Source organism: Enterobacter sp. T1-1, assembly GCF_000710795.1.
Taxonomy (GTDB): Bacteria; Pseudomonadota; Gammaproteobacteria; order Enterobacterales; family Enterobacteriaceae; genus Enterobacter; species Enterobacter cloacae.
In genome coordinates, this window is sequence record NZ_JALW01000045.1 from 47,428 (window position 1) to 66,487 (window position 19,060).

Annotated in this window: 19 protein-coding genes and 1 other RNA gene; 13 read left to right on the forward strand and 7 right to left on the reverse strand. The window is 55.5% G+C overall.

Annotated features, from left to right (window positions below):
* Positions 1 to 101: 101 nt before the first annotated feature.
* The 3 genes from AK59_RS0115150 to zapA all read right to left on the reverse strand — a co-directional run bounded on the left by AK59_RS0115150 (position 102) and on the right by zapA (position 1,276).
* Positions 102 to 698 carry a 5-formyltetrahydrofolate cyclo-ligase gene (locus AK59_RS0115150; protein ID WP_029883151.1) on the reverse strand — a complete coding sequence of 199 codons (597 nt, stop codon included), beginning with the start codon at positions 696 to 698 and terminating at the stop codon, positions 102 to 104.
* 23 nt (positions 699 to 721) lie between these two features.
* A non-coding RNA gene (gene ssrS, locus AK59_RS1000000124535) (6S RNA) lies at positions 722 to 905 on the reverse strand.
* Between the two features lie 41 nt (positions 906 to 946).
* On the reverse strand, positions 947 to 1,276 hold the full coding sequence (gene zapA, locus AK59_RS0115155; RefSeq protein WP_006811891.1) for a cell division protein ZapA: 330 nt from the start codon (positions 1,274 to 1,276) through the stop codon (positions 947 to 949).
* A gap of 168 nt (positions 1,277 to 1,444) precedes the next feature.
* Here zapA and AK59_RS0115160 point away from each other — a divergent pair, with 168 nt between their 5' ends.
* From AK59_RS0115160 to AK59_RS0115195, 8 genes are all read left to right on the forward strand, one after another.
* On the forward strand, positions 1,445 to 2,023 hold the full coding sequence (locus AK59_RS0115160; RefSeq protein ID WP_013098627.1) for a YecA/YgfB family protein: 579 nt from the start codon (positions 1,445 to 1,447) through the stop codon (positions 2,021 to 2,023).
* Between the two features lie 31 nt (positions 2,024 to 2,054).
* Positions 2,055 to 3,368 carry a Xaa-Pro aminopeptidase gene (gene pepP / locus AK59_RS0115165; protein ID WP_029883152.1) on the forward strand — a complete coding sequence of 438 codons (1,314 nt, stop codon included), beginning with the start codon at positions 2,055 to 2,057 and terminating at the stop codon, positions 3,366 to 3,368.
* Entirely contained in the window at positions 3,365 to 4,543 is a 1,179-nt protein-coding gene (gene ubiH / locus AK59_RS0115170) for a 2-octaprenyl-6-methoxyphenyl hydroxylase (protein WP_029883153.1), read from the forward strand. The genes pepP and ubiH overlap by 4 nt, the downstream gene beginning before the upstream one ends.
* A 12-nt stretch (positions 4,544 to 4,555) precedes the next feature.
* The gene (gene ubiI / locus AK59_RS0115175; RefSeq protein WP_029883154.1) at positions 4,556 to 5,758 is read left to right on the forward strand and encodes an FAD-dependent 2-octaprenylphenol hydroxylase; all 1,203 of its coding nucleotides are present in this window, start codon (positions 4,556 to 4,558) and stop codon (positions 5,756 to 5,758) included.
* Between the two features lie 397 nt (positions 5,759 to 6,155).
* On the forward strand, positions 6,156 to 7,250 hold the full coding sequence (gene gcvT, locus AK59_RS0115180; protein WP_028028158.1) for a glycine cleavage system aminomethyltransferase GcvT: 1,095 nt from the start codon (positions 6,156 to 6,158) through the stop codon (positions 7,248 to 7,250).
* Between the two features lie 23 nt (positions 7,251 to 7,273).
* Positions 7,274 to 7,663, forward strand: a complete 390-nt coding sequence (gene gcvH / locus AK59_RS0115185) for a glycine cleavage system protein GcvH (RefSeq protein ID WP_013098622.1) — start codon at positions 7,274 to 7,276, stop codon at positions 7,661 to 7,663.
* Positions 7,664 to 7,785: 122 nt separating this feature from the next.
* Positions 7,786 to 10,659, forward strand: a complete 2,874-nt coding sequence (gene gcvP / locus AK59_RS0115190) for an aminomethyl-transferring glycine dehydrogenase (protein ID WP_029883155.1) — start codon at positions 7,786 to 7,788, stop codon at positions 10,657 to 10,659.
* A 72-nt stretch (positions 10,660 to 10,731) separates the two neighbouring features.
* Positions 10,732 to 11,475, forward strand: a complete 744-nt coding sequence (locus AK59_RS0115195; protein ID WP_013098620.1) for an SDR family oxidoreductase — start codon at positions 10,732 to 10,734, stop codon at positions 11,473 to 11,475.
* A 63-nt stretch (positions 11,476 to 11,538) separates the two neighbouring features.
* Here the strand turns inward: AK59_RS0115195 and bglA are convergent, their stop codons facing one another.
* A complete protein-coding gene (bglA, locus tag AK59_RS0115200) occupies positions 11,539 to 12,972 on the reverse strand; it encodes a 6-phospho-beta-glucosidase BglA (RefSeq protein WP_029883156.1) in 1,434 nt (477 codons plus the stop codon).
* A 116-nt stretch (positions 12,973 to 13,088) separates the two neighbouring features.
* Positions 13,089 to 13,820 (reverse strand): MurR/RpiR family transcriptional regulator, encoded by a 732-nt coding sequence (locus AK59_RS0115205; RefSeq protein ID WP_020687085.1) that lies wholly within the window; start codon positions 13,818 to 13,820, stop codon positions 13,089 to 13,091.
* A 265-nt stretch (positions 13,821 to 14,085) separates the two neighbouring features.
* Between AK59_RS0115205 and trhA the strand changes: the two genes are divergently transcribed.
* Positions 14,086 to 14,745, forward strand: a complete 660-nt coding sequence (gene trhA / locus AK59_RS0115210; protein ID WP_003863433.1) for a PAQR family membrane homeostasis protein TrhA — start codon at positions 14,086 to 14,088, stop codon at positions 14,743 to 14,745.
* 109 nt (positions 14,746 to 14,854) lie between these two features.
* Here the strand turns inward: trhA and ygfZ are convergent, their stop codons facing one another.
* Entirely contained in the window at positions 14,855 to 15,835 is a 981-nt protein-coding gene (gene ygfZ, locus AK59_RS0115215; protein WP_023620448.1) for a tRNA-modifying protein YgfZ, read from the reverse strand.
* Between the two features lie 294 nt (positions 15,836 to 16,129).
* Here ygfZ and sdhE point away from each other — a divergent pair, with 294 nt between their 5' ends.
* Positions 16,130 to 16,396, forward strand: a complete 267-nt coding sequence (gene sdhE, locus AK59_RS0115220) for an FAD assembly factor SdhE (RefSeq protein ID WP_013098615.1) — start codon at positions 16,130 to 16,132, stop codon at positions 16,394 to 16,396.
* The gene (locus AK59_RS0115225; RefSeq protein ID WP_023620447.1) at positions 16,377 to 16,790 is read left to right on the forward strand and encodes a protein YgfX; all 414 of its coding nucleotides are present in this window, start codon (positions 16,377 to 16,379) and stop codon (positions 16,788 to 16,790) included. Before sdhE ends, AK59_RS0115225 begins: the two co-directional genes overlap by 20 nt.
* A 6-nt stretch (positions 16,791 to 16,796) precedes the next feature.
* On the opposite strand, the gene fldB is transcribed toward AK59_RS0115225, so the two are convergent.
* Positions 16,797 to 17,318, reverse strand: a complete 522-nt coding sequence (fldB, locus tag AK59_RS0115230) for a flavodoxin FldB (RefSeq protein WP_013098613.1) — start codon at positions 17,316 to 17,318, stop codon at positions 16,797 to 16,799.
* A 101-nt stretch (positions 17,319 to 17,419) separates the two neighbouring features.
* Here fldB and xerD point away from each other — a divergent pair, with 101 nt between their 5' ends.
* Positions 17,420 to 18,316 (forward strand): site-specific tyrosine recombinase XerD, encoded by an 897-nt coding sequence (gene xerD / locus AK59_RS0115235; RefSeq protein WP_029883157.1) that lies wholly within the window; start codon positions 17,420 to 17,422, stop codon positions 18,314 to 18,316.
* A 28-nt stretch (positions 18,317 to 18,344) separates the two neighbouring features.
* Positions 18,345 to 19,058, forward strand: coding sequence for a bifunctional protein-disulfide isomerase/oxidoreductase DsbC (gene dsbC / locus AK59_RS0115240; protein ID WP_013098611.1), 714 nt, complete (start codon positions 18,345 to 18,347; stop codon positions 19,056 to 19,058).
* Positions 19,059 to 19,060 lie beyond the last annotated feature (2 nt).

Genomic DNA, 19,060 nt, shown 5'->3' on the forward strand with positions numbered 1-19,060 from the left:
GAGGTAAATGCAAAACGGTAACGATAGTTACCGTTTTTTATGTTTTCTCCCTCTCCCGGTGGGAGAGGGCTGGGGTGAGGGCATCAGGCTGCACGCCTGTTTCACCATTCCCACAACTTCGATGGCGTCACCACCGCCGGCAACGGTACATCCCACTTCTCGACCGGCAAGGCGTCTACCGCCTGGCAATCATGCGCATAACCCACCGGCTGCAACCCGTACTGCTGCCAGTTTTGCAACGTTCTGTCATAGAACCCCCCGCCCATTCCTAAACGCTGGCCCTGTTCATCAAACGCCACCAGCGGCGTAATCAGCACGTCCAGCTGTGACAGCGGCAGCACGTCGCGCACATCCAGCTTCGGCTCGGTGATTTTCAGACGATTCACAACCAGTTCGCTGTGCGGGTGGTAGTGCAGAAACAGCAGGTTCCCTGCACTAAACGGATGCAGCACCGGCAGATAAACCCGCTTTCCGGCTCGCCAGAGTTGTTCGATGAGTGGCTGCGTATCAAGCTCACCATCAAAAGAGAGAAACAGCGCGACGGTATGCGCCATCACTACAGGCGGATACGCCATCATGCGTGCCGCGGCCTGCTGGGAAAAATGCGCTTGCTGTTCAGGGGTTAACGCCCGGCGACGTTGTCGAATAAGTTGACGAATATCCTGGCGTGAGGCAGAAACTTCAGGGAATTGAGTCATGGTAGTGGTAGAAGAAGAGTGAGGGAATCTCCGAGATGCCGCCGCAGGCTGTAACCCTTGAACCCTTGGTTCAAGGTGAATGTGTCGTCATAGTTTTAAGGCTTCTCGGACGAACCGAGCATGCTCACCAACCATGGAGCGCCACATTCTTGTGGTATGAAATATCGGCTCAGGGGACTGGCCCGCTTGCGAACATCTCAGAGAAATTTTGTCTTCACAGTTACTCTACCATAGTCAACTGAGAAGTGTTATTCAAACTTTGGTCCCGGTCTTTCGGGATTGCGACCTTGATCAAGCAACGCCTGTTCTATGGTCTGCTGGAGCATTTTAATGCGCTGCTCCATGCTTGCCGCGTAGTCGCGGGTCTTCGCTTTTTCCTGAGTCAGTTCATAGCTGATGTTCAACGCGGCGATAAAAACCAGCTGCTCAGTATTTGTGACTCTAGTGCGTTCTTTAAGATCTTGCAACCGCTGATTCAAATCGTCCGCAGCCTGATTCAAAGCATCCCTTTGTTCAGGAGGACAATTCACTCGCAGTGAACGGCCAAAAATCTGGAGATCGACGGGTTGTGCAGACATGCCACCTTCCTGCTGATTGACTGCGCTGCCTTCGCTTACTGCCCCAGGGGCAGCGAAGGGGCGACACTATAGCTACCCTGATGTGAAGATACAAGCCCTTTTCTGGTATCACCAGGGTCCAAAGTGGTAGCATATCATGAATATTCCTCCCTTTGATGACGAAAGCTCATGTCTATACAGAACGAAATGCCTGGTTACAACGATTTAAACCAGTTACTGAACCAGCAGGGTGTGGGTTTAACCCCTGCCGAAATGCACGGTCTGATCAGTGGCATGCTATGCGGCGGAAACAGCGACAGCTCATGGCAGCCGCTGATCCACGACCTGACGAACGAAGGGCTGGCGTTTGGTCATGAACTGGCGGAAGCGCTGCGAAAAATGCACTCGGCAATCAGCGATTCGCTGGAGGACGATGGCTTCCTTTTTCAGCTTTATCTGCCTGAAGGCGACGATGTCAGCGTGTTCGATCGCGCCGATGCGCTGGCCGGTTGGGTAAACCACTATCTGTTGGGGCTGGGCGTAACGCAGCCTAAGCTTGATAAAGTGACCGGCGAAGCGGGTGAAGCGATCGACGATCTGCGTAACATCGCGCAGCTGGGTTACGACGAAGAAGAAGATCAGGAAGAGCTGGAGATGTCTCTCGAAGAGATTATCGAGTACGTTCGCGTGGCGGCACTGCTGTGCCACGATAACTTCACCCGCTCGCAGCCAACCGCACCGGAAGTTCGTAAGCCAACCTTACATTAAGAAAAATAACGCACAGGAGGGTGTCATGGTTATCTCGCATCAAGAGTATTCCCGTCGTCGTCAGGCGCTGCTGGCAAAAATGCAGCCCGGAAGCGCTGCGCTGATTTTTGCCGCGCCCGAAGTGACGCGCAGTGCCGACAGTGAATACCCCTATCGCCAGAACAGCGATTTCTGGTACTTCACCGGGTTCAATGAACCGGAGGCGGTACTGGTGCTGATCAAGAGCAATGACACCCACAACCACAGCGTGATTTTCAACCGCGTACGGGATCTCACCGCGGAGATCTGGTTTGGTCGCCGCCTGGGGCAAGAGGCCGCGCCCGCGAAACTGGGTGTGGACCGTGCGCTGGCGTTCAGCGAAATCAACCAGCAGCTCTACCAGTTGCTGAACGGGCTGGATGTGCTTTACCACGCGCAGGGTGAGTATGCGTACGCCGATGAGATAGTCTTCACCGCGCTGGATAAGCTGCGTAAAGGCTCCCGGCAGAATCTCTCCGCCCCGGCCACGCTGACGGACTGGCGCCCGGTGGTCCACGAGATGCGCCTGTTTAAATCGCAGGAAGAGCTGGACGTGATGCGTCGTGCAGGCGAAATCAGCGCGCTGGCTCACACAAGGGCGATGGAAAAGTGCCATCCCGGCCTGTTTGAATATCAGCTGGAAGGCGAGATTCACCACGAGTTCAACCGCCACGGCGCGCGTTATCCCTCTTACAACACCATTGTCGGCGGCGGTGAAAACGGCTGTATTTTGCACTACACCGAAAACGAAAGTGAACTGCGTGACGGCGATCTGGTGTTGATTGATGCAGGCTGCGAATACCAGGGCTATGCGGGCGACATCACCCGTACCTTCCCGGTGAACGGTAAGTTCACCCCCGCGCAGCGCGAAATTTATGACATCGTTCTTGAATCTCTTGAAACCGCGCTGAAGCTCTATCGCCCCAGCACCTCCATCCAGGAAGTAACCGGCGAAGTGGTGCGCATCATGATTACTGGCCTCGTAAGGCTCGGGATTCTGAACGGTGATGTGGATACCCTGATTGCTGAAAATGCGCATCGCCCCTACTTTATGCACGGCCTGAGCCACTGGCTAGGGCTGGATGTGCATGATGTGGGTGCGTATGGTTCAGAACGTTCTCGCGCGCTGGAGCCGGGTATGGTGCTGACCGTTGAACCGGGGCTCTACATTGCGCCGGATGCCGACGTGCCGGAAGCGTACCGTGGAATTGGTATTCGCATCGAAGATGACATTGTCATCACCGAAACCGGTAACGAAAACCTGACCGCGGGCGTGGTGAAAAACGCCGATGACATTGAGGCGCTGATGGCAGCGGCACGCCCATGAGCGTGATTATCGTTGGTGGGGGGATGACGGGAGCTACGCTGGCGCTGGCCATCTCGCATTTGACGAAAGGGCAACTTCCGGTCCATCTGGTGGAGGCCGTGGCGCCAGAGGCGTCCGACCATCCCGGTTTTGATGCCCGCGCCATTGCCCTGGCTCAGGGGACCTGCCAGCAGCTCGCTCGAATTGGCATCTGGCAGGCGATTGCGGATTGTGCGACGGCAATTAACACCGTTCACGTCAGCGATCGTGGCCATGCCGGGTTTGTGACGCTGGATGCGCAGGATTACCGCATTGATGCCTTAGGTCGGGTGGTTGAACTTCACGACGTCGGGCTGCGTCTGTTCCGTTTATTGCAGGATGCCCCGGGTGTAACGCTCCATTGCCCGGCACGCGTCGCCAGCTTCAGCCGCAGCGAAGCGGCGGTCAGCGTGACGCTGGAAAACGGCACGGTTCTGGATGGCCAGCTTCTGGTCGCCGCCGATGGTTCACGTTCTGCGCTTGGCACCCAGTGCGGCGTGGAATGGCGCGCCCAGTCTTACGGACAGGTCGCCGTTATTGCTAACGTTTCTACGGCGGGAGAACACAACGGCAGGGCGTTTGAACGTTTCACTCAGCACGGCCCGCTGGCCATGCTGCCGATGTCAAACGGACGCTGCTCGCTGGTGTGGTGTCATCCTCAGGATAAAGCGGCTGACGTTGAGGCCTGGTCCGACGACCGTTTCTGTACCGAACTGCAAAAAGCCTTTGGCTGGCGGCTGGGGCGTATTACCCATGCGGGAAAACGCGCTGTTTACCCGCTGTCGCTGACCACGGCATCTCAGTCCATCTCCCATCGTGTGGCGCTGGTCGGCAATGCCGCGCAGACGTTGCACCCAATCGCCGGGCAAGGCTTCAACCTTGGGCTACGCGACGTGATGAGCCTGGCAGAGACTCTGTCCCAGGCGTGGCATGAGCAAAAAGATTGCGGCGCGTATCCGGTGCTCAGCCATTATCAGAAGCGACGCCGGGCGGATAAAGATGCGACTATCGGCGTCACCGATGGCCTGGTGCATCTGTTTGCCAATCGCTGGGCACCGCTGGTTGCAGGCCGCAACCTTGGGCTGATGGCGATGGAATTATTCATTCCGGCACGTGACGTGCTGGCGCAGCGGACCCTTGGTTGGGTCGCGCGTTAAGGAGTTATCATCGTGCAAAATGTTGATGTCGCCATTGTGGGCGGTGGAATGGTAGGGCTGGCGCTGGCCTGTGGTTTACAGGGCAGTGGTCTGCGCGTGGCCGTGCTGGAGCAAAATCTGCCTCAGCCCGTTGCGCACGATGCGCCGCCGGAACTGCGCGTCTCGGCAATCAATGCCGCCAGCGAAAAACTACTGACGCGCCTTGGCGTCTGGTCAGATATCGTGGCGCAGCGTGCCAGCTGCTATCACGGAATGGAAGTGTGGGACAAAGACAGCTTTGGCCATATCGCGTTTGATGATGAAAGTATGGGCTATAGCCATCTGGGTCATATCATCGAAAATGCCGTCATTCACCATGCGTTATGGCAAAAAGCGCAATCCTGCAGCGATATCACCCTGATCGCGCCCGCGCAAATACAGCAGGTGGCATGGGGCGAAAACGAAGCGTTTCTCACCCTGCAGAGCGGCGACATGCTTACCGCGCGGCTGGTGGTGGGCGCGGATGGCGCAAACTCCTGGCTGCGTAACAAGGCGGATATTCCCCTGACCTTCTGGGATTATCGTCATCATGCGCTGGTAGCAACCATCCGTACTGAAGAGCCGCACGGCGGCGTTGCGCGCCAGATTTTCCATAACGACGGTATTCTGGCATTTCTGCCGCTGAGCGATCCGCACCTGTGCTCGATCGTCTGGTCTCTGGTGCCGGAAAAAGCACAGCTGATGCGCGAGGCGACGCCAGAGGCGTTTAATCAGGCGCTGTGCATGGCGTTTGATAACCGTCTTGGTCTGTGCACCCTTGAGAGCGAACGTCTGGTATTCCCGTTGACCGGCCGCTACGCGCGCCAGTTTGCGGCGCACCGTCTCGCGCTGGTGGGTGACGCGGCGCATACCATTCATCCGCTAGCCGGACAGGGGGTTAACCTTGGCTTTATGGATGCGGCAGAGCTGGTGAATGAGCTGCGCCGTCTGCACCGCGAAGGTAAAGACATCGGCCAGCATCTCTACCTGCGTCGCTACGAACGCAGCCGCAAGCACAGCGCGGCGGTGATGCTGGCAGGTATGCAGGGCTTCCGCGAGCTGTTTGCCGGGGCAAATCCGGCGAAAAAACTGCTGCGCGACATCGGCCTGAAGCTGGCCGACACCCTTCCGGGCGTAAAACCTCAACTCCTTCGTCAGGCGATGGGTCTTAACGATCTTCCCGACTGGTTACGTTAATCTCGATCCCCGTCACACTTTATTTACCCGGCCTCTGCGCCGGGTAAATATCCTCGTTTGAAATAATCTAATTTCACGCCATTTTTCGCATTAGATAATCTAATCTGGCTATTTTTACGTTACGGAAATTTGGCCCGTTTTTCCGCATGAAATATCACCATGTGCTAAATATTGTTAGATCGTTGTTAATTTTATGCGGGTTGAATCGCATTTTACCAGTGAATAACTCTGTAGGCTTTTCAGCGTTTTTTGGTCATAAGCTAATGTGATGACCTGTTTTACCTTATGGTTAACCGTCGGTTTCGGTGGTAAGTTCAGGTAAAAGAGAACGTTTGCGTCGGCGCCGAATGACGGGGCCGATACCGGGATTCACGGTGAATTTTTCAACGAGGAAAAGATGGCTCAACAGACTCCTTTGTACGAACAACACGTGTTATGCGGTGCACGTATGGTGGACTTTCATGGCTGGATGATGCCGCTGCATTACGGCTCCCAGATTGATGAACACCACGCAGTGCGTACCGATGCCGGTATGTTCGACGTCTCCCACATGACAATTGTCGACCTGCGCGGTAGCCGCACCCGGGAGTTTTTGCGTTATCTGCTGGCAAACGACGTCGCAAAACTGAAGACGCCAGGTAAAGCGCTCTATACCGGCATGCTAAATGCCTCTGGCGGCGTGATTGACGACCTTATCGTCTACTACTTTACTGAAGATTTCTTCCGCCTCGTTGTAAACTCCGCCACCCGCGAAAAAGACCTCTCCTGGATTACCCAACACGCTGAACCGTATGCCATCGACATCACCGTCCGTGATGATCTGTCGCTGATCGCCGTGCAGGGGCCGAACGCACAGGCGAAAGCCGCCACGCTGTTCAACAACGAGCAGCGTGAAGCCACCGCTGGCATGAAGCCGTTCTTCGGCGTGCAGGCGGGCGATCTGTTTATCGCCACCACCGGCTATACCGGTGAAGCGGGCTATGAAATTGCCATGCCGAATGAAAAAGCCGCCGACTTCTGGCGTGCGCTGGTGGAAGCGGGCGTCAAGCCAGCAGGACTGGGCGCGCGCGATACGCTGCGTCTGGAAGCGGGCATGAACCTTTATGGTCAGGAGATGGACGAAAGCGTCTCTCCACTGGCCGCTAACATGGGCTGGACCATCGCGTGGGAACCGGCTGACCGCGAATTTATTGGCCGTGAAGCGCTGGAGATGCAGCGCGAAAAGGGCACTGAACAGCTGGTTGGCCTGGTGATGAAGGAAAAAGGCGTGCTGCGCGGCGAACTGCCGGTACGTTTTACCGATGCAGACGGCAATCCGCGTGAAGGCGTGATCACCAGCGGTACCTTCTCCCCGACGCTGGGCTACAGTATTGCACTGGCACGCGTGCCGGCCGGCATTGGCGAAACGGCGGTGGTACAGATCCGCAACCGCGAAATGCCGGTCCACGTGACCAAACCGATTTTTGTTCGCGCCGGTAAGCCGGTCGCCTAATCATTTTTATCAGGAGAACTTCAATGAGCAATGTGCCAGCAGAACTGAAATACAGCAAAGAACACGAGTGGCTGCGCAAAGAGGCGGACGGCTCTTATACCGTTGGGATCACCGAGCACGCGCAAGAGCTGCTGGGCGACATGGTGTTTGTTGACCTGCCGGAAGTGGGCGCGACCGTTAGCGCAGGCGATGACTGCGCTGTCGCGGAATCTGTTAAGGCGGCATCCGATATCTATGCACCGGTGAGCGGCGAAATCATTGCCGTCAACGACGCGCTGAGCGACTCCCCGGAACTGGTCAACAGCGAACCGTATGAAGGCGGCTGGATCTTCAAGATCAAAGCCAGCGACGAATCACAGGTTGCTGCGCTGCTGGATGCCACCGCATACGAAGCCCTGTTAGAAGACGAGTAAGCCATTATCCCTCTCCCTTCGGGAGAGGACAGGGGTGAGGGTGCCCATCTTCCCCTCACCCTAACCCTCTCCCGGTGGGAGAGGGAACTTATATTCACTGCACGTTTCAGGAACCATCGCTCATGACACAGACTTTAAGCCAGCTTGAAAACCGTGGCGCCTTCATTGAACGTCACATAGGGCCGGATGCTCAGCAACAGCAGGAGATGCTGAAGACAGTTGGCGCGGATTCATTAGACGCACTGATCGGCCAGATCGTGCCAAAAGACATCCAGCTTGCCACGCCACCACAGGTGGGCGAGGCGACGACTGAATTTGCTGCGCTGGCAGAATTAAAGGCCATTGCAGCCCTTAACAAGCGCTATAAGTCTTACATTGGCATGGGTTATACCAACGTGCAGTTACCGCCGGTGATCCTGCGCAACATGCTGGAAAACCCGGGCTGGTATACCGCGTATACCCCCTATCAGCCGGAAGTGTCCCAGGGCCGTCTGGAAGCGCTGTTGAACTTCCAGCAGGTGACCCTGGATCTGACCGGTCTCGACATCGCCTCTGCGTCTCTGCTGGATGAAGCGACCGCCGCGGCAGAAGCCATGGCAATGGCGAAACGCGTGAGCAAGCTGAAAAACGCCAACCGCTTCTTCGTGGCGGCGGATGTTCATCCGCAGACGCTGGACGTGGTACGCACTCGTGCGGAAACCTTTGGCTTCGACGTGATTGTCGACGATGCCGACAAAGTACTGGATCACCAGGATGTCTTTGGCGTGCTGCTACAGCAGGTGGGCACCACCGGCGAAGTGCATGACTACAGCGCGCTGATGACCGAACTCAAATCCCGCAAAGTCGTTGTCAGCGTCGCCGCTGATTTTATGGCACTGGTACTGTTGACGGCGCCTGGCAAACAGGGTGCGGATATCGTCTTCGGCTCTGCGCAGCGCTTCGGCGTGCCGATGGGCTACGGCGGCCCGCACGCGGCATTCTTTGCGGCAAAAGATGAATTCAAACGCTCCATGCCTGGCCGTATTATCGGGGTGTCAAAAGACGCTGCCGGTAACACTGCGCTGCGCATGGCGATGCAGACGCGTGAGCAGCATATCCGCCGCGAGAAAGCGAACTCCAATATTTGTACCTCGCAGGTTCTGCTGGCTAACATTGCCAGCCTGTATGCGGTGTTCCACGGTCCGGTTGGCCTGAAACGCATCGCCAGCCGCATTCACCGTCTGGCCGATATTCTGGCCTGCGGTCTGCAGCAGAAAGGCCTCAAACTGCGTCACGCTCACTACTTCGACACCCTGTGTGTTGAAGTGGCGGACAAAGCGGCGGTGCTGGCGCGTGCTGATGCGGCGCAAATCAACCTGCGCAGCGACATCCATAACGCGGTCGGCATCACCCTCGATGAATCCACCACCCGTGTAGATATCGTCAACCTGTTTAACGTGTTGCTGGGCGACGCGCACGGCCTGGATATTGATACGCTGGACAAAGAGGTCGCGCTCGACAGCCGCTCAATTCAGGAAAGCATGCTGCGTAACGATGCGATCCTGACGCACCCGGTCTTTAACCGCTACCACAGCGAAACCGAGATGATGCGTTACATGCACTCTCTGGAGCGCAAGGATCTGGCGCTGAACCAGGCGATGATCCCGCTGGGTTCCTGCACCATGAAGCTGAACGCGGCGGCGGAGATGATCCCTATCACCTGGCCTGAGTTTGCCGAGCTGCACCCGTTCTGTCCTGCCGAACAGGCGGAAGGGTATCACCTGATGATCAACCAGCTCTCCGACTGGCTGGTGAAACTGACGGGTTATGACGCGCTCTGCATGCAGCCAAACTCTGGCGCGCAGGGTGAGTACGCCGGTCTGCTGGCGATCCGCCACTATCACGAGAGCCGTAACGAAGGCCACCGTGATATCTGCCTGATCCCAAGCTCTGCCCACGGCACCAACCCGGCCTCCGCCCAGATGGCGGGGATGGAAGTGGTCGTGGTGGCGTGCGATAAGAACGGCAACATTGACCTCGCTGACCTGCGTGCGAAAGCCGAACAGGCGGGCGATAAGCTCTCCTGCATCATGGTGACCTACCCGTCGACTCACGGCGTGTACGAAGAGACCATCCGTGAAGTGTGTGAAGTGGTGCATCAGTTTGGTGGCCAGGTCTATCTCGACGGTGCGAACATGAATGCGCAGGTGGGCATCACCTCGCCGGGCTTCATCGGCGCGGACGTTTCGCACCTGAACCTGCATAAAACCTTCTGCATTCCGCACGGCGGTGGCGGCCCGGGTATGGGGCCAATCGGCGTGAAAGCACACCTGGCACCGTTTGTTCCAGGCCATAGCGTGGTGCAGATCGAAGGGATGCTGACCCGTCAGGGCGCGGTGTCAGCGGCACCGTTTGGTAGCGCCTCTATCCTGCCAATCAGCTGGATGTACATCCGCATGATGGGCGCGGAAGGGCTGAAGAAGGCAAGCCAGGTGGCGATCCTGAACGCTAACTACATCGCGACCCGCCTCAAGTCGGCCTACCCGGTGCTCTACACCGGTCGTGATGGCCGCGTGGCGCACGAGTGCATTCTGGATATTCGTCCGCTGAAAGAGCAGACCGGCATTAGCGAGCTGGATATTGCCAAACGTCTTATCGACTATGGATTCCATGCGCCAACCATGTCATTCCCGGTTGCGGGTACGCTGATGGTGGAGCCAACGGAGTCCGAGAGCAAAGCCGAGTTGGACCGCTTTATTGATGCGATGCTGGCCATCCGTATGGAGATCGACCGCGTGCAGGACGGCGAATGGACGCTGGAAGACAACCCGCTGGTCAATGCGCCGCACACGCAGCATGAAATGGTGGCGGAGTGGAATCACGGTTACAGCCGTGAACTGGCGGTTTTCCCGGCCGGTGTGGCAAACAAATACTGGCCAACCGTGAAACGTCTTGATGACGTCTACGGTGACCGTAATCTGTTCTGCTCCTGCGTACCAATGAGCGAATACCAGTAATCGTGTTGATGTAGTAACGTAGGCCGGGTATGGCGAAGCCGCCATACCCGGCTTTTTTATTGGGAGAAAAGAATGGGTATTGCACTTGTAACAGGCGCCAGCCGCGGTATCGGTAAAGCCACCGCGCTGCAGCTGGCAAACGAAGGCTACACCGTGGCGGTGAATTATCACCACAATATCAAGGCTGCGACGGACGTTATCAACCAGATCGTCGGGGCGGGCGGTAAAGCCTTTGCCCTGCGCGCAGATATTAGCGATGAAGCGCAGGTACTGGCGATGTTCGACAGTCTTGACCGAGAAGCTGAGCCGCTGACCGCGCTGGTGAATAACGCCGGGATCCTGTTTGAGCAATCCACTATCGAAAATCTTTCGGCTGAACGCATTAATCGCGTGCTGGCAACCAACGTCACGGGGTATTTCCTTTGCTGCCGTGAAGCGGTAAAGCGTATGTCGCACAAACATGGCGGCAAGGGTGGGGCGATTGTGAATGTCTCCTCCGCGGCGTCACGACTGGGCGCGCCGGGTGAGTATGTGGATTACGCGGCGTCCAAAGGGGCGGTGGATTCACTGACAACCGGGTTAGCGCTGGAGGTGGCGGCGCAAGGTATCCGCGTTAACTGCGTGCGCCCTGGGCTTATCTATACCGACATCCATGCCGACGGTGGAGAGCCGGGACGTGTGGATCGCGTTAAGTCGTTGCTGCCGATGCAGCGCGGCGGCCAGCCAGAAGAGGTGGCCCAGGCGATTGTCTGGCTGCTGAGCGAGAAAGCGTCGTACGTGACGGGCAGTTTTATTGAGTTAGCGGGCGGGAAGTAAACCCCTCACCCTCTCCCCAAAAGGGAGAGGGGATCAAGCGTAGCGCCGCCCGGCGTTACAGAGTTAAAGCGTCTCACCGTTACTGGCAATCACACCTTTATACCACTCGAAGCTTTTCTTACGGGAGCGCGACATGTCGCCCGTGCCGTCGTCGTGCTTGTTCACGTAGATAAAACCATAGCGCTTGCTGTACTGGCCGGTGGTGAACGACACGCAGTCGATACAGCCCCACGGCGTATAACCCATCAGGTCCACGCCATCGTGCGTCACGGCTTTGATCATCTCTTCCACGTGAGCGCGCAGATAGTCGATGCGGTAGTCGTCGTTGATGCTGCCATCTTCTTCCACTTTATCGTAGGCGCCAAAACCGTTCTCGACGATAAACAGCGGTTTCTGATAACGCTCGTATAGCTCACACAGAGAGTAGCGCAGACCCACAGGGTCAATCTGCCAGCCCCAGTCAGAGGCTTTCACATGCGGGTTGGGCACGCTGCCTTCAAAGCCTGAAATTGCATCGCCGGTACCGCCTTCTGCTTTGACGGCGTTAGTCATGTAATAGCTGAAACCTAAGTAGTCGCAGGTACCTTCACGCAGGATCTGCTCATCACCCGGCTCCATGTTAATGTTGAAACCACGGCGCTCCCACTCATTCAGTACATAAGACGGGTAATAACCGCGCAGCTGAACGTCGGTAAAGACATAGCGTTCACGCATGGATTCCTGGGCAAACATCACGTCCTCCGGTTTACAGGAGAACGGATAGAGCGCCACCATCGCCAGCATACAGCCGACCTTCATTTCCGGGTTAATACGACGCGCAGCTTTCACTGCCAGGGCGCTTGCCACAAACTGATGATGCAGCACCTGGTACATGGTCTCTTCCGGGTTGTCGTGCTCGGTATAGACCACACCGGAGCAGCAGTAACCGAACAGCGGGGCACGCCAGTTACGCTGGTTGTTGATTTCGTTGAAGGTCATCCAGTATTTGACCTTGTTTTTGTAACGCTCGAAGACCACTTCCGCGAAACGGACAAAGAAATCGACCACTTTACGGTTGGTCCAGGCGCCATATTCCTGCACCAGGTGCAGCGGCATTTCGAAGTGGGAGAGGGTGATCACCGGCTCGATGTTGTACTTCAGCAATTCATCGAACAGATCGTCGTAAAACTTCAGCCCTTCTTCATTGGGCTGCGTTTCGTCACCTTTCGGGAAGATGCGCGTCCAGGCGATAGAGGTGCGGAAACATTTGAAGCCCATCTCGGCAAACAGCTTGATGTCTTCTTTGTAGTGGCCGTGAAAGTCGATGGCCTCGTGGTTTGGGTAGTATTTACCCGGCACCACTTCCTGGGTGATTTCACGGGGAACGCCATGCGCGCCACCGGTCAGCACGTCACAGATGCTCGGCCCTTTGCCGCCTTTGTTCCAGCCGCCTTCCACCTGGTGAGCAGCAACCGCGCCGCCCCATAAAAAATCTTTTGGTAAGGTTAATTTTTTCATCGTTGCTATTCTCAATTCATGACTTATTGGAATCGAGTCTAGCAAAGCGACATTAAATGTCACGATATAACAATTTGCCTGAATTGTAATTTGTTACATGCAAAAAACAGGATGTTTTATTCTGTTAATTTCTTCGCCAGTTTACGCCCGAGCGACTCCAGAATATAAATAACGGGAATTTGGGTGGTGATATCATACACGCCTGCAATACGCGTCTGTGGAACATGCCAGGAGAGATTAAAATCGGCCAGTTTTGCCAGCCGCGAGTGCTCATGGCTGGTAATGGAGAGTACCTTGCAGTGATGCAGGCTGAACTGGCTGGCGAAGCGCAGGATCTCTTCCGTTTCACCGGATACCGACAGTACAATCGCCAGCGCATTTTTGGCCATATCATTGGTCACCGGGAAATAAGGATCGTCGATATGGTTGCTGAATTTACCGATATTAGAAAAGAAGCGTGCACCATATTTTGCCAGCGAGCCTGAGGTCCCTGCGCCGACAAAGATAATTCGCTCGGACGATAATATTATCTCCACCGCTTCATCTAATAATGTATCGAACTCTTCATTATTAACGCTTTTAAAGAAGCTGATAATTTCACTGGCACCAAAATTTATCTGCTGAGGCTCATTCTGCTCCAGATAGAGCTTAAAGCGTACGCGAAATTCAGAGTAGCCTTCGCAGTTGAGTTTGCGGCAAAAGCGCAGGATAGTGGTGGTGGAGACACCCGCCGCGTCCGCCAGTTCGCGGATAGTCATGTACATCACTTTGTCACGATTTTTGATGACATAGTTGTAGACCATCATCTCCAGATTATTGAGACTGGCAATGGCGGCGTGGGTGAACATACTCACAGTGGCATAACTCTCATTCAGACTTCATTGACCCATCATAACATGCAGCCAGAGGGCAGGATCCATTTTTATGCCTTTGATTCATAATGATTAAATTTCAATGTGAACAAATGTAAGGTGAAACTGTTTTTTATATCTATGATTTTTATATATAAATTATGGATTGAAATTATTTTAGCTAACAGGTGTTCACTGGAATCATTCTCAGTTAGCATAGTCATGCGATGAATAATCATCTTTCGTTTTCCCGGAGTTTTGTATGGTGAGCAGACCATTAATCGCACAGGGATATTCACTGGCTGAGGAAGTAGCCAACAGCATCAGCCACGGCATTGGCCTGGTGTTTGGGATTGTCGGTTTAGTGTTATTACTGGTGCAGGCGGTGGACACCAACGCCAGTGCCATGGCCATTACCAGCTACAGCCTGTATGGCGGGAGTATGATCCTGCTGTTTCTGGCGTCGACGCTGTATCACGCCATTCCGCATCAGCGGGCAAAGATATGGCTCAAAAAATTTGACCACTGCGCTATCTATCTTCTTATTGCAGGCACCTACACGCCATTCCTGCTGGTGGGGTTGAACTCACCGCTGTCGCGTGGCCTGATGATTGTGATCTGGAGCCTGGCACTGCTGGGGATCCTCTTTAAGCTGACCATTGCGCACCGGTTTAAGGTGCTGTCGCTGGTGACCTACCTGACGATGGGCTGGCTGTCGCTGATAGTGGTTTATCAGCTGGCGATTAAGCTGGCGGTAGGGGGCGTGACCCTGCTTGCCGTAGGCGGCGTGGTCTACTCGTTGGGCGTCATTTTCTATGTCTGCAAGCGCATCCCTTATAACCATGCCATCTGGCACGGCTTTGTACTTGGGGGCAGCGTGTGTCACTTCCTGGCCATTTATTTGTATGTGGGGCAGGTGTAGTTTTTACATCTTGCGGCCTGTTGCCCTCACCCTAACCCTCTCCCACAGCGAGAGGGAGAACACCAAAACCGTAGGCCCGGTAAGCGTAGCGCCACCGGGCGATACAGCATCACTCTTCCAGTGAATACGGCAGCGGCTCAATACTCAAGGTGTTGGCATCATCACGCACGCGGAACACGCTGTCGGCTTCCATGTCGTTGTTCATCACCGCCTGCACCAGCAGACGGCCATCATCCAGCTGAACGGCGGCTAGCACGGTGCCGGTACGGCGCCAGTTTTCACCCATCTTCAGTTCTAAATCTTCACCCGCTTCCGGTACACGGCTGGCGTGACCCGCCAGTGTCCACAGCGCGCGCTTATTCGCGCCGCGGAATTTTGCCCGCGCGACCATCTCCTGGCCGGTGTAACAGCCTTTTTTAAAGCTGATGCCGCCCAGCGCCTGCAGGTTGGTCGCCTGCGGAATAAACTGCGCGCTGTTGGCCGCGTCAATCACCGGCAGACCCGCTTCAATGTTCAGTGCCAGCCACTGCTGGCTGTTATTGAACTGGGCTTCACCGCGCAGGGCCTCAGTTACGCGCTCGGCGGTCGCGGCGTCGGTCACCAGCAGGAAACGCTCTGCAGGGTGTTCAAACCACAGAATGGAGGTCTCACCTTCGCTAACCAGCTGTTTTTCTGCATCCGGCAGTTCGTTGAACAGGTTTTTCAGCGCGGCACGCGCCTGAAAACCGGCCACGCCCAGCAGCACGTGCTCGTCATCTGGCGCAATGGTGACTTTGGAAAAGACCGCGTATTTCTTTAGCTCTTTAAGCTGGTCATCACGCAGGCTGCGGCGCTCAATAAAGGCAAAGCCATCCTGACGGCGGAACAGACGCAGGTTGCTCCACATTTTGCCTTTTGGATCGCAATGCGCAGCCAGCAGGTGCTGATGTTCGGTCATCTGGCTCACGTCTGCCGTGACCTGGCCCTGAAGGTATTTTTCGGCGTCGGCACCAACGAGTGTGGCCAGTGCCCAGTCATCAAGAGAAATAAGCGTCAGCGGCAGACGCGCAGAGGCGGCGGGCTGGCGAGGAGAAAATGGTGTAAATGCCATAACGGTATCCTGAATTGCTTAACGCTTTGATAATGCCTAATGGTAAAAGAGACTACAGCCATTGCAAGCGCTTTCAGCAGGCCATTCGTGCCATAACGCAGCAATGCGTAGCGCCACGCAAAATAGTGTAATCCGCTGTCTTTATAGGGGTTATTCTGGAAGCCCACTTCAGCTTCGCAATATTCCAGTAAAGAAACGGTCAAAAACACGTTACACTAGCGAGTGTCCCCGCAGAGAAATAAAGAAGACTGAACGGGGTACCGACTGTGCCAAACGTAATGCAGGAAACAGAACATGGATATTAACAACAAGGCCCGTATTCACTGGGCATGCCGACGCGGCATGCGTGAACTTGATATCTCCATCATGCCTTTCTTCGAATATGAGTATGACAGCTTAAGCGATGAGGATAAGCGTCTGTTTGTTCGCCTGCTTGAGTCTGACGATCCCGATTTATTCAACTGGCTGATGAACCACGGCAAGCCCGCCGACACCGAGTTGCAACGGATGGTGCAATTAATTCAAACACGGAATCGGGAACGTGGTCCTGTGGCAATCTGATCTTCGCGTCTCGTGGCGCTCGCAGTGGATGTCGTTATTGCTCCACGGCCTGGTCGCGGCATTTGTTTTACTGATGCCGTGGCCGCTTAGCTATACGCCGCTGTGGCTGTTGTTGCTGTCGTTCGTCGTTTTTGACAGCGTGCGCAGCCAGCGCCGAATCAATGCCCGCCAGGGTGAGATCAAATTACTGATGGACTCCCGCCTGCGCTGGCAGGGTAAAGAGTGGGATATCCTCGGTATGCCCTGGATGCTCAGTTCCGGCATGATGCTACGGTTACGCCAGGTGGGCGGCGGTAAGTGCCAGCATCTGTGGCTGGCCGCCGACAGTATGGATATTGCGGAGTGGCGGGAACTGCGCCGGATGCTACTGCAGCAGCAACCGACGCAGGAATAATACGCATTAACTGAACTTCTCGGCCATTTCGCCCAGAATCTGCTCGCACCAGGTTTGCAGACGCTCGTCGCTCAGATCGTACTGGTTGGTTTCATCCAGCGCGAGCCCGACAAACAGTTGGCCGTCTGCGATAATCGGTTTTTTACTGGTAAATTCGTAACCTTCCGTTGGCCAGTAGCCGATAAACGTGACGCCCTTCGGTGCCAGCTTATCGTGCAGCATGCCGAGTGCGTCCAGGAACCATTCCCCGTAACCGAACTGGTCGCCCATACCGTACATGGCAATGATTTTGCCGTCGAGGTTGAGCGTATCGAGCTGATCCCAGATGGCTTCCCAGTCTTCCTGTATCTCACCGAAATCCCAGGTCGGGATGCCGAGGATCAATACGTCGTACTGCTCCATCAGCGTGAGCGCATCGTCCTTCAGGTTATGCAACGTCACCAGTTCCGGGCCAATGATGTCGCGAATTTTCTCTGCCGCCATTTCGGTGTAGCAGGTGCTGGAACCATAAAACAGACCAATATTCATCGCGTATCTATCTCAATTCTTGCTATGACTTTGCGCGTAGTGTACCAGAAACCGCTCGCAATCAGGCATAATGCCCGGATTGCAGAATCAAAGGGGCTGATGTGGAAAAGGATCTCGCACTCATCGAACAGTTTCTCGACGCGCTGTGGCTGGAGAAAAACCTGGCCCAAAATACGCTGAGCGCCTATCGGCGGGACCTCACCATGCTGGTGGAGTGGCTGGCACACCGGGGACTGTCGCTGGAGAGCGTACAAAGCGACGACCTGCAGGCGCTGCTGGGCGAGCGTATGGAGGGGGGCTACAAAGCCACCAGCTCTGCGCGTCTGCTCAGTGCAATGCGTCGACTGTTCCAGCATCTCTACCGTGAGAAAATTCGCGCGGACGATCCCAGCGCCCTCCTGGCATCGCCTAAACTCCCGCAGCGGCTACCGAAAGATCTCAGCGAAGCACAAGTTGAGAGATTATTACAATCACCGGCTGTTGACCTGCCGCTGGAGTTACGCGATAAAGCCATGCTTGAGCTATTGTATGCTACCGGCTTGCGCGTTTCGGAACTGGTTGGCCTGACGATGAGCGACATCAGCTTGCGTCAGGGCGTGGTTCGTGTGATCGGTAAAGGGAACAAGGAACGGCTGGTCCCGCTGGGAGAAGAGGCGGTGTACTGGCTGGAAACGTATCTGGAGCACGGTCGTCCGTGGTTGCTGAACGGCGTTTCTATCGATGTTTTGTTCCCCAGCCAGCGTGCGCAGCAGATGACGCGGCAAACGTTCTGGCATCGCATCAAGCATTACGCCACACTGGCGGGCATTGACAGCGAAAAGCTGTCGCCGCACGTGTTGCGGCATGCCTTTGCGACACATCTGCTGAACCACGGCGCCGATCTGCGCGTGGTGCAGATGCTGCTGGGACACAGCGATCTTTCCACGACGCAAATTTACACCCATGTCGCGACGGAACGCCTGCGGCAGCTACACCAACAGCACCACCCTCGCGCGTGAGTGCCGACGAATTGTTACAGGATCTTATATGAAAAAGTCTTTTGCGCTGTTCACCCTGCTGGCAGCCTCTTTTACCGGTTTTGCCCATGCGGATGACGCCGCTATCAAACAGTCGCTGACGAAACTCGGCGTAACCAGCAGCGATATTCAGCCTGCGCCGGTGGCGGGGATGAAAACCGTTTTAACCAACAGCGGCGTGCTGTACGTGACCGAAGATGGCAAACACATTATTCAGGGGCCGATGTACGACGTAAGCGGCGCGCAGCCGGTGAACGTGACCAACCAGCTGCTGATGAAAAACCTGAATGCGCTTGAAAAAGAGATGATCGTTTATAAGGCGGCGCAGGAAAAACACGTTATAACCGTCTTTACCGACATCACCTGTGGCTACTGCCACAAGCTGCATGAAGAGATGAAAGATTACAACGCGCTGGGCATTACCGTGCGTTATCTGGCTTTCCCTCGCGCGGGTGTGCAGAGCCAGCCTGAGCAGGATATGAAGGCCATCTGGTGTGCAAAAGATCGTAACAAAGCGTTTGATGACGCGATGAACGGTAAGGGTGTGCAGCCGGCTTCCTGTGATATTGATATTGCCAACCACTACGCGCTGGGCGTGCAGTTTGGCGTGACCGGTACGCCAGCCATTGTCTTAAGCAACGGCTACGTTGTCCCGGGCTATCAGGGGCCAAAAGAGATGAAAGAGTTCCTCGACGCGCACCAGAAACAGTTTGGTGGTAAATAATC

Coding starts and splice junctions, on each gene's coding strand:
- AK59_RS0115150 (WP_029883151.1), bottom strand. CDS start 698: ATGACTCAATTCCCTGAAGTTTCTGCCTCACGCCAGGATATTCGTCAA.
- zapA (WP_006811891.1), bottom strand. CDS start 1,276: ATGTCTGCACAACCCGTCGATCTCCAGATTTTTGGCCGTTCACTGCGA.
- AK59_RS0115160 (WP_013098627.1), top strand. CDS start 1,445: ATGTCTATACAGAACGAAATGCCTGGTTACAACGATTTAAACCAGTTA.
- ubiH (WP_029883153.1), top strand. CDS start 3,365: ATGAGCGTGATTATCGTTGGTGGGGGGATGACGGGAGCTACGCTGGCG.
- gcvT (WP_028028158.1), top strand. CDS start 6,156: ATGGCTCAACAGACTCCTTTGTACGAACAACACGTGTTATGCGGTGCA.
- gcvH (WP_013098622.1), top strand. CDS start 7,274: ATGAGCAATGTGCCAGCAGAACTGAAATACAGCAAAGAACACGAGTGG.
- gcvP (WP_029883155.1), top strand. CDS start 7,786: ATGACACAGACTTTAAGCCAGCTTGAAAACCGTGGCGCCTTCATTGAA.
- AK59_RS0115195 (WP_013098620.1), top strand. CDS start 10,732: ATGGGTATTGCACTTGTAACAGGCGCCAGCCGCGGTATCGGTAAAGCC.
- bglA (WP_029883156.1), bottom strand. CDS start 12,972: ATGAAAAAATTAACCTTACCAAAAGATTTTTTATGGGGCGGCGCGGTT.
- AK59_RS0115205 (WP_020687085.1), bottom strand. CDS start 13,820: ATGTTCACCCACGCCGCCATTGCCAGTCTCAATAATCTGGAGATGATG.
- trhA (WP_003863433.1), top strand. CDS start 14,086: ATGGTGAGCAGACCATTAATCGCACAGGGATATTCACTGGCTGAGGAA.
- ygfZ (WP_023620448.1), bottom strand. CDS start 15,835: ATGGCATTTACACCATTTTCTCCTCGCCAGCCCGCCGCCTCTGCGCGT.
- sdhE (WP_013098615.1), top strand. CDS start 16,130: ATGGATATTAACAACAAGGCCCGTATTCACTGGGCATGCCGACGCGGC.
- fldB (WP_013098613.1), bottom strand. CDS start 17,318: ATGAATATTGGTCTGTTTTATGGTTCCAGCACCTGCTACACCGAAATG.
- dsbC (WP_013098611.1), top strand. CDS start 18,345: ATGAAAAAGTCTTTTGCGCTGTTCACCCTGCTGGCAGCCTCTTTTACC.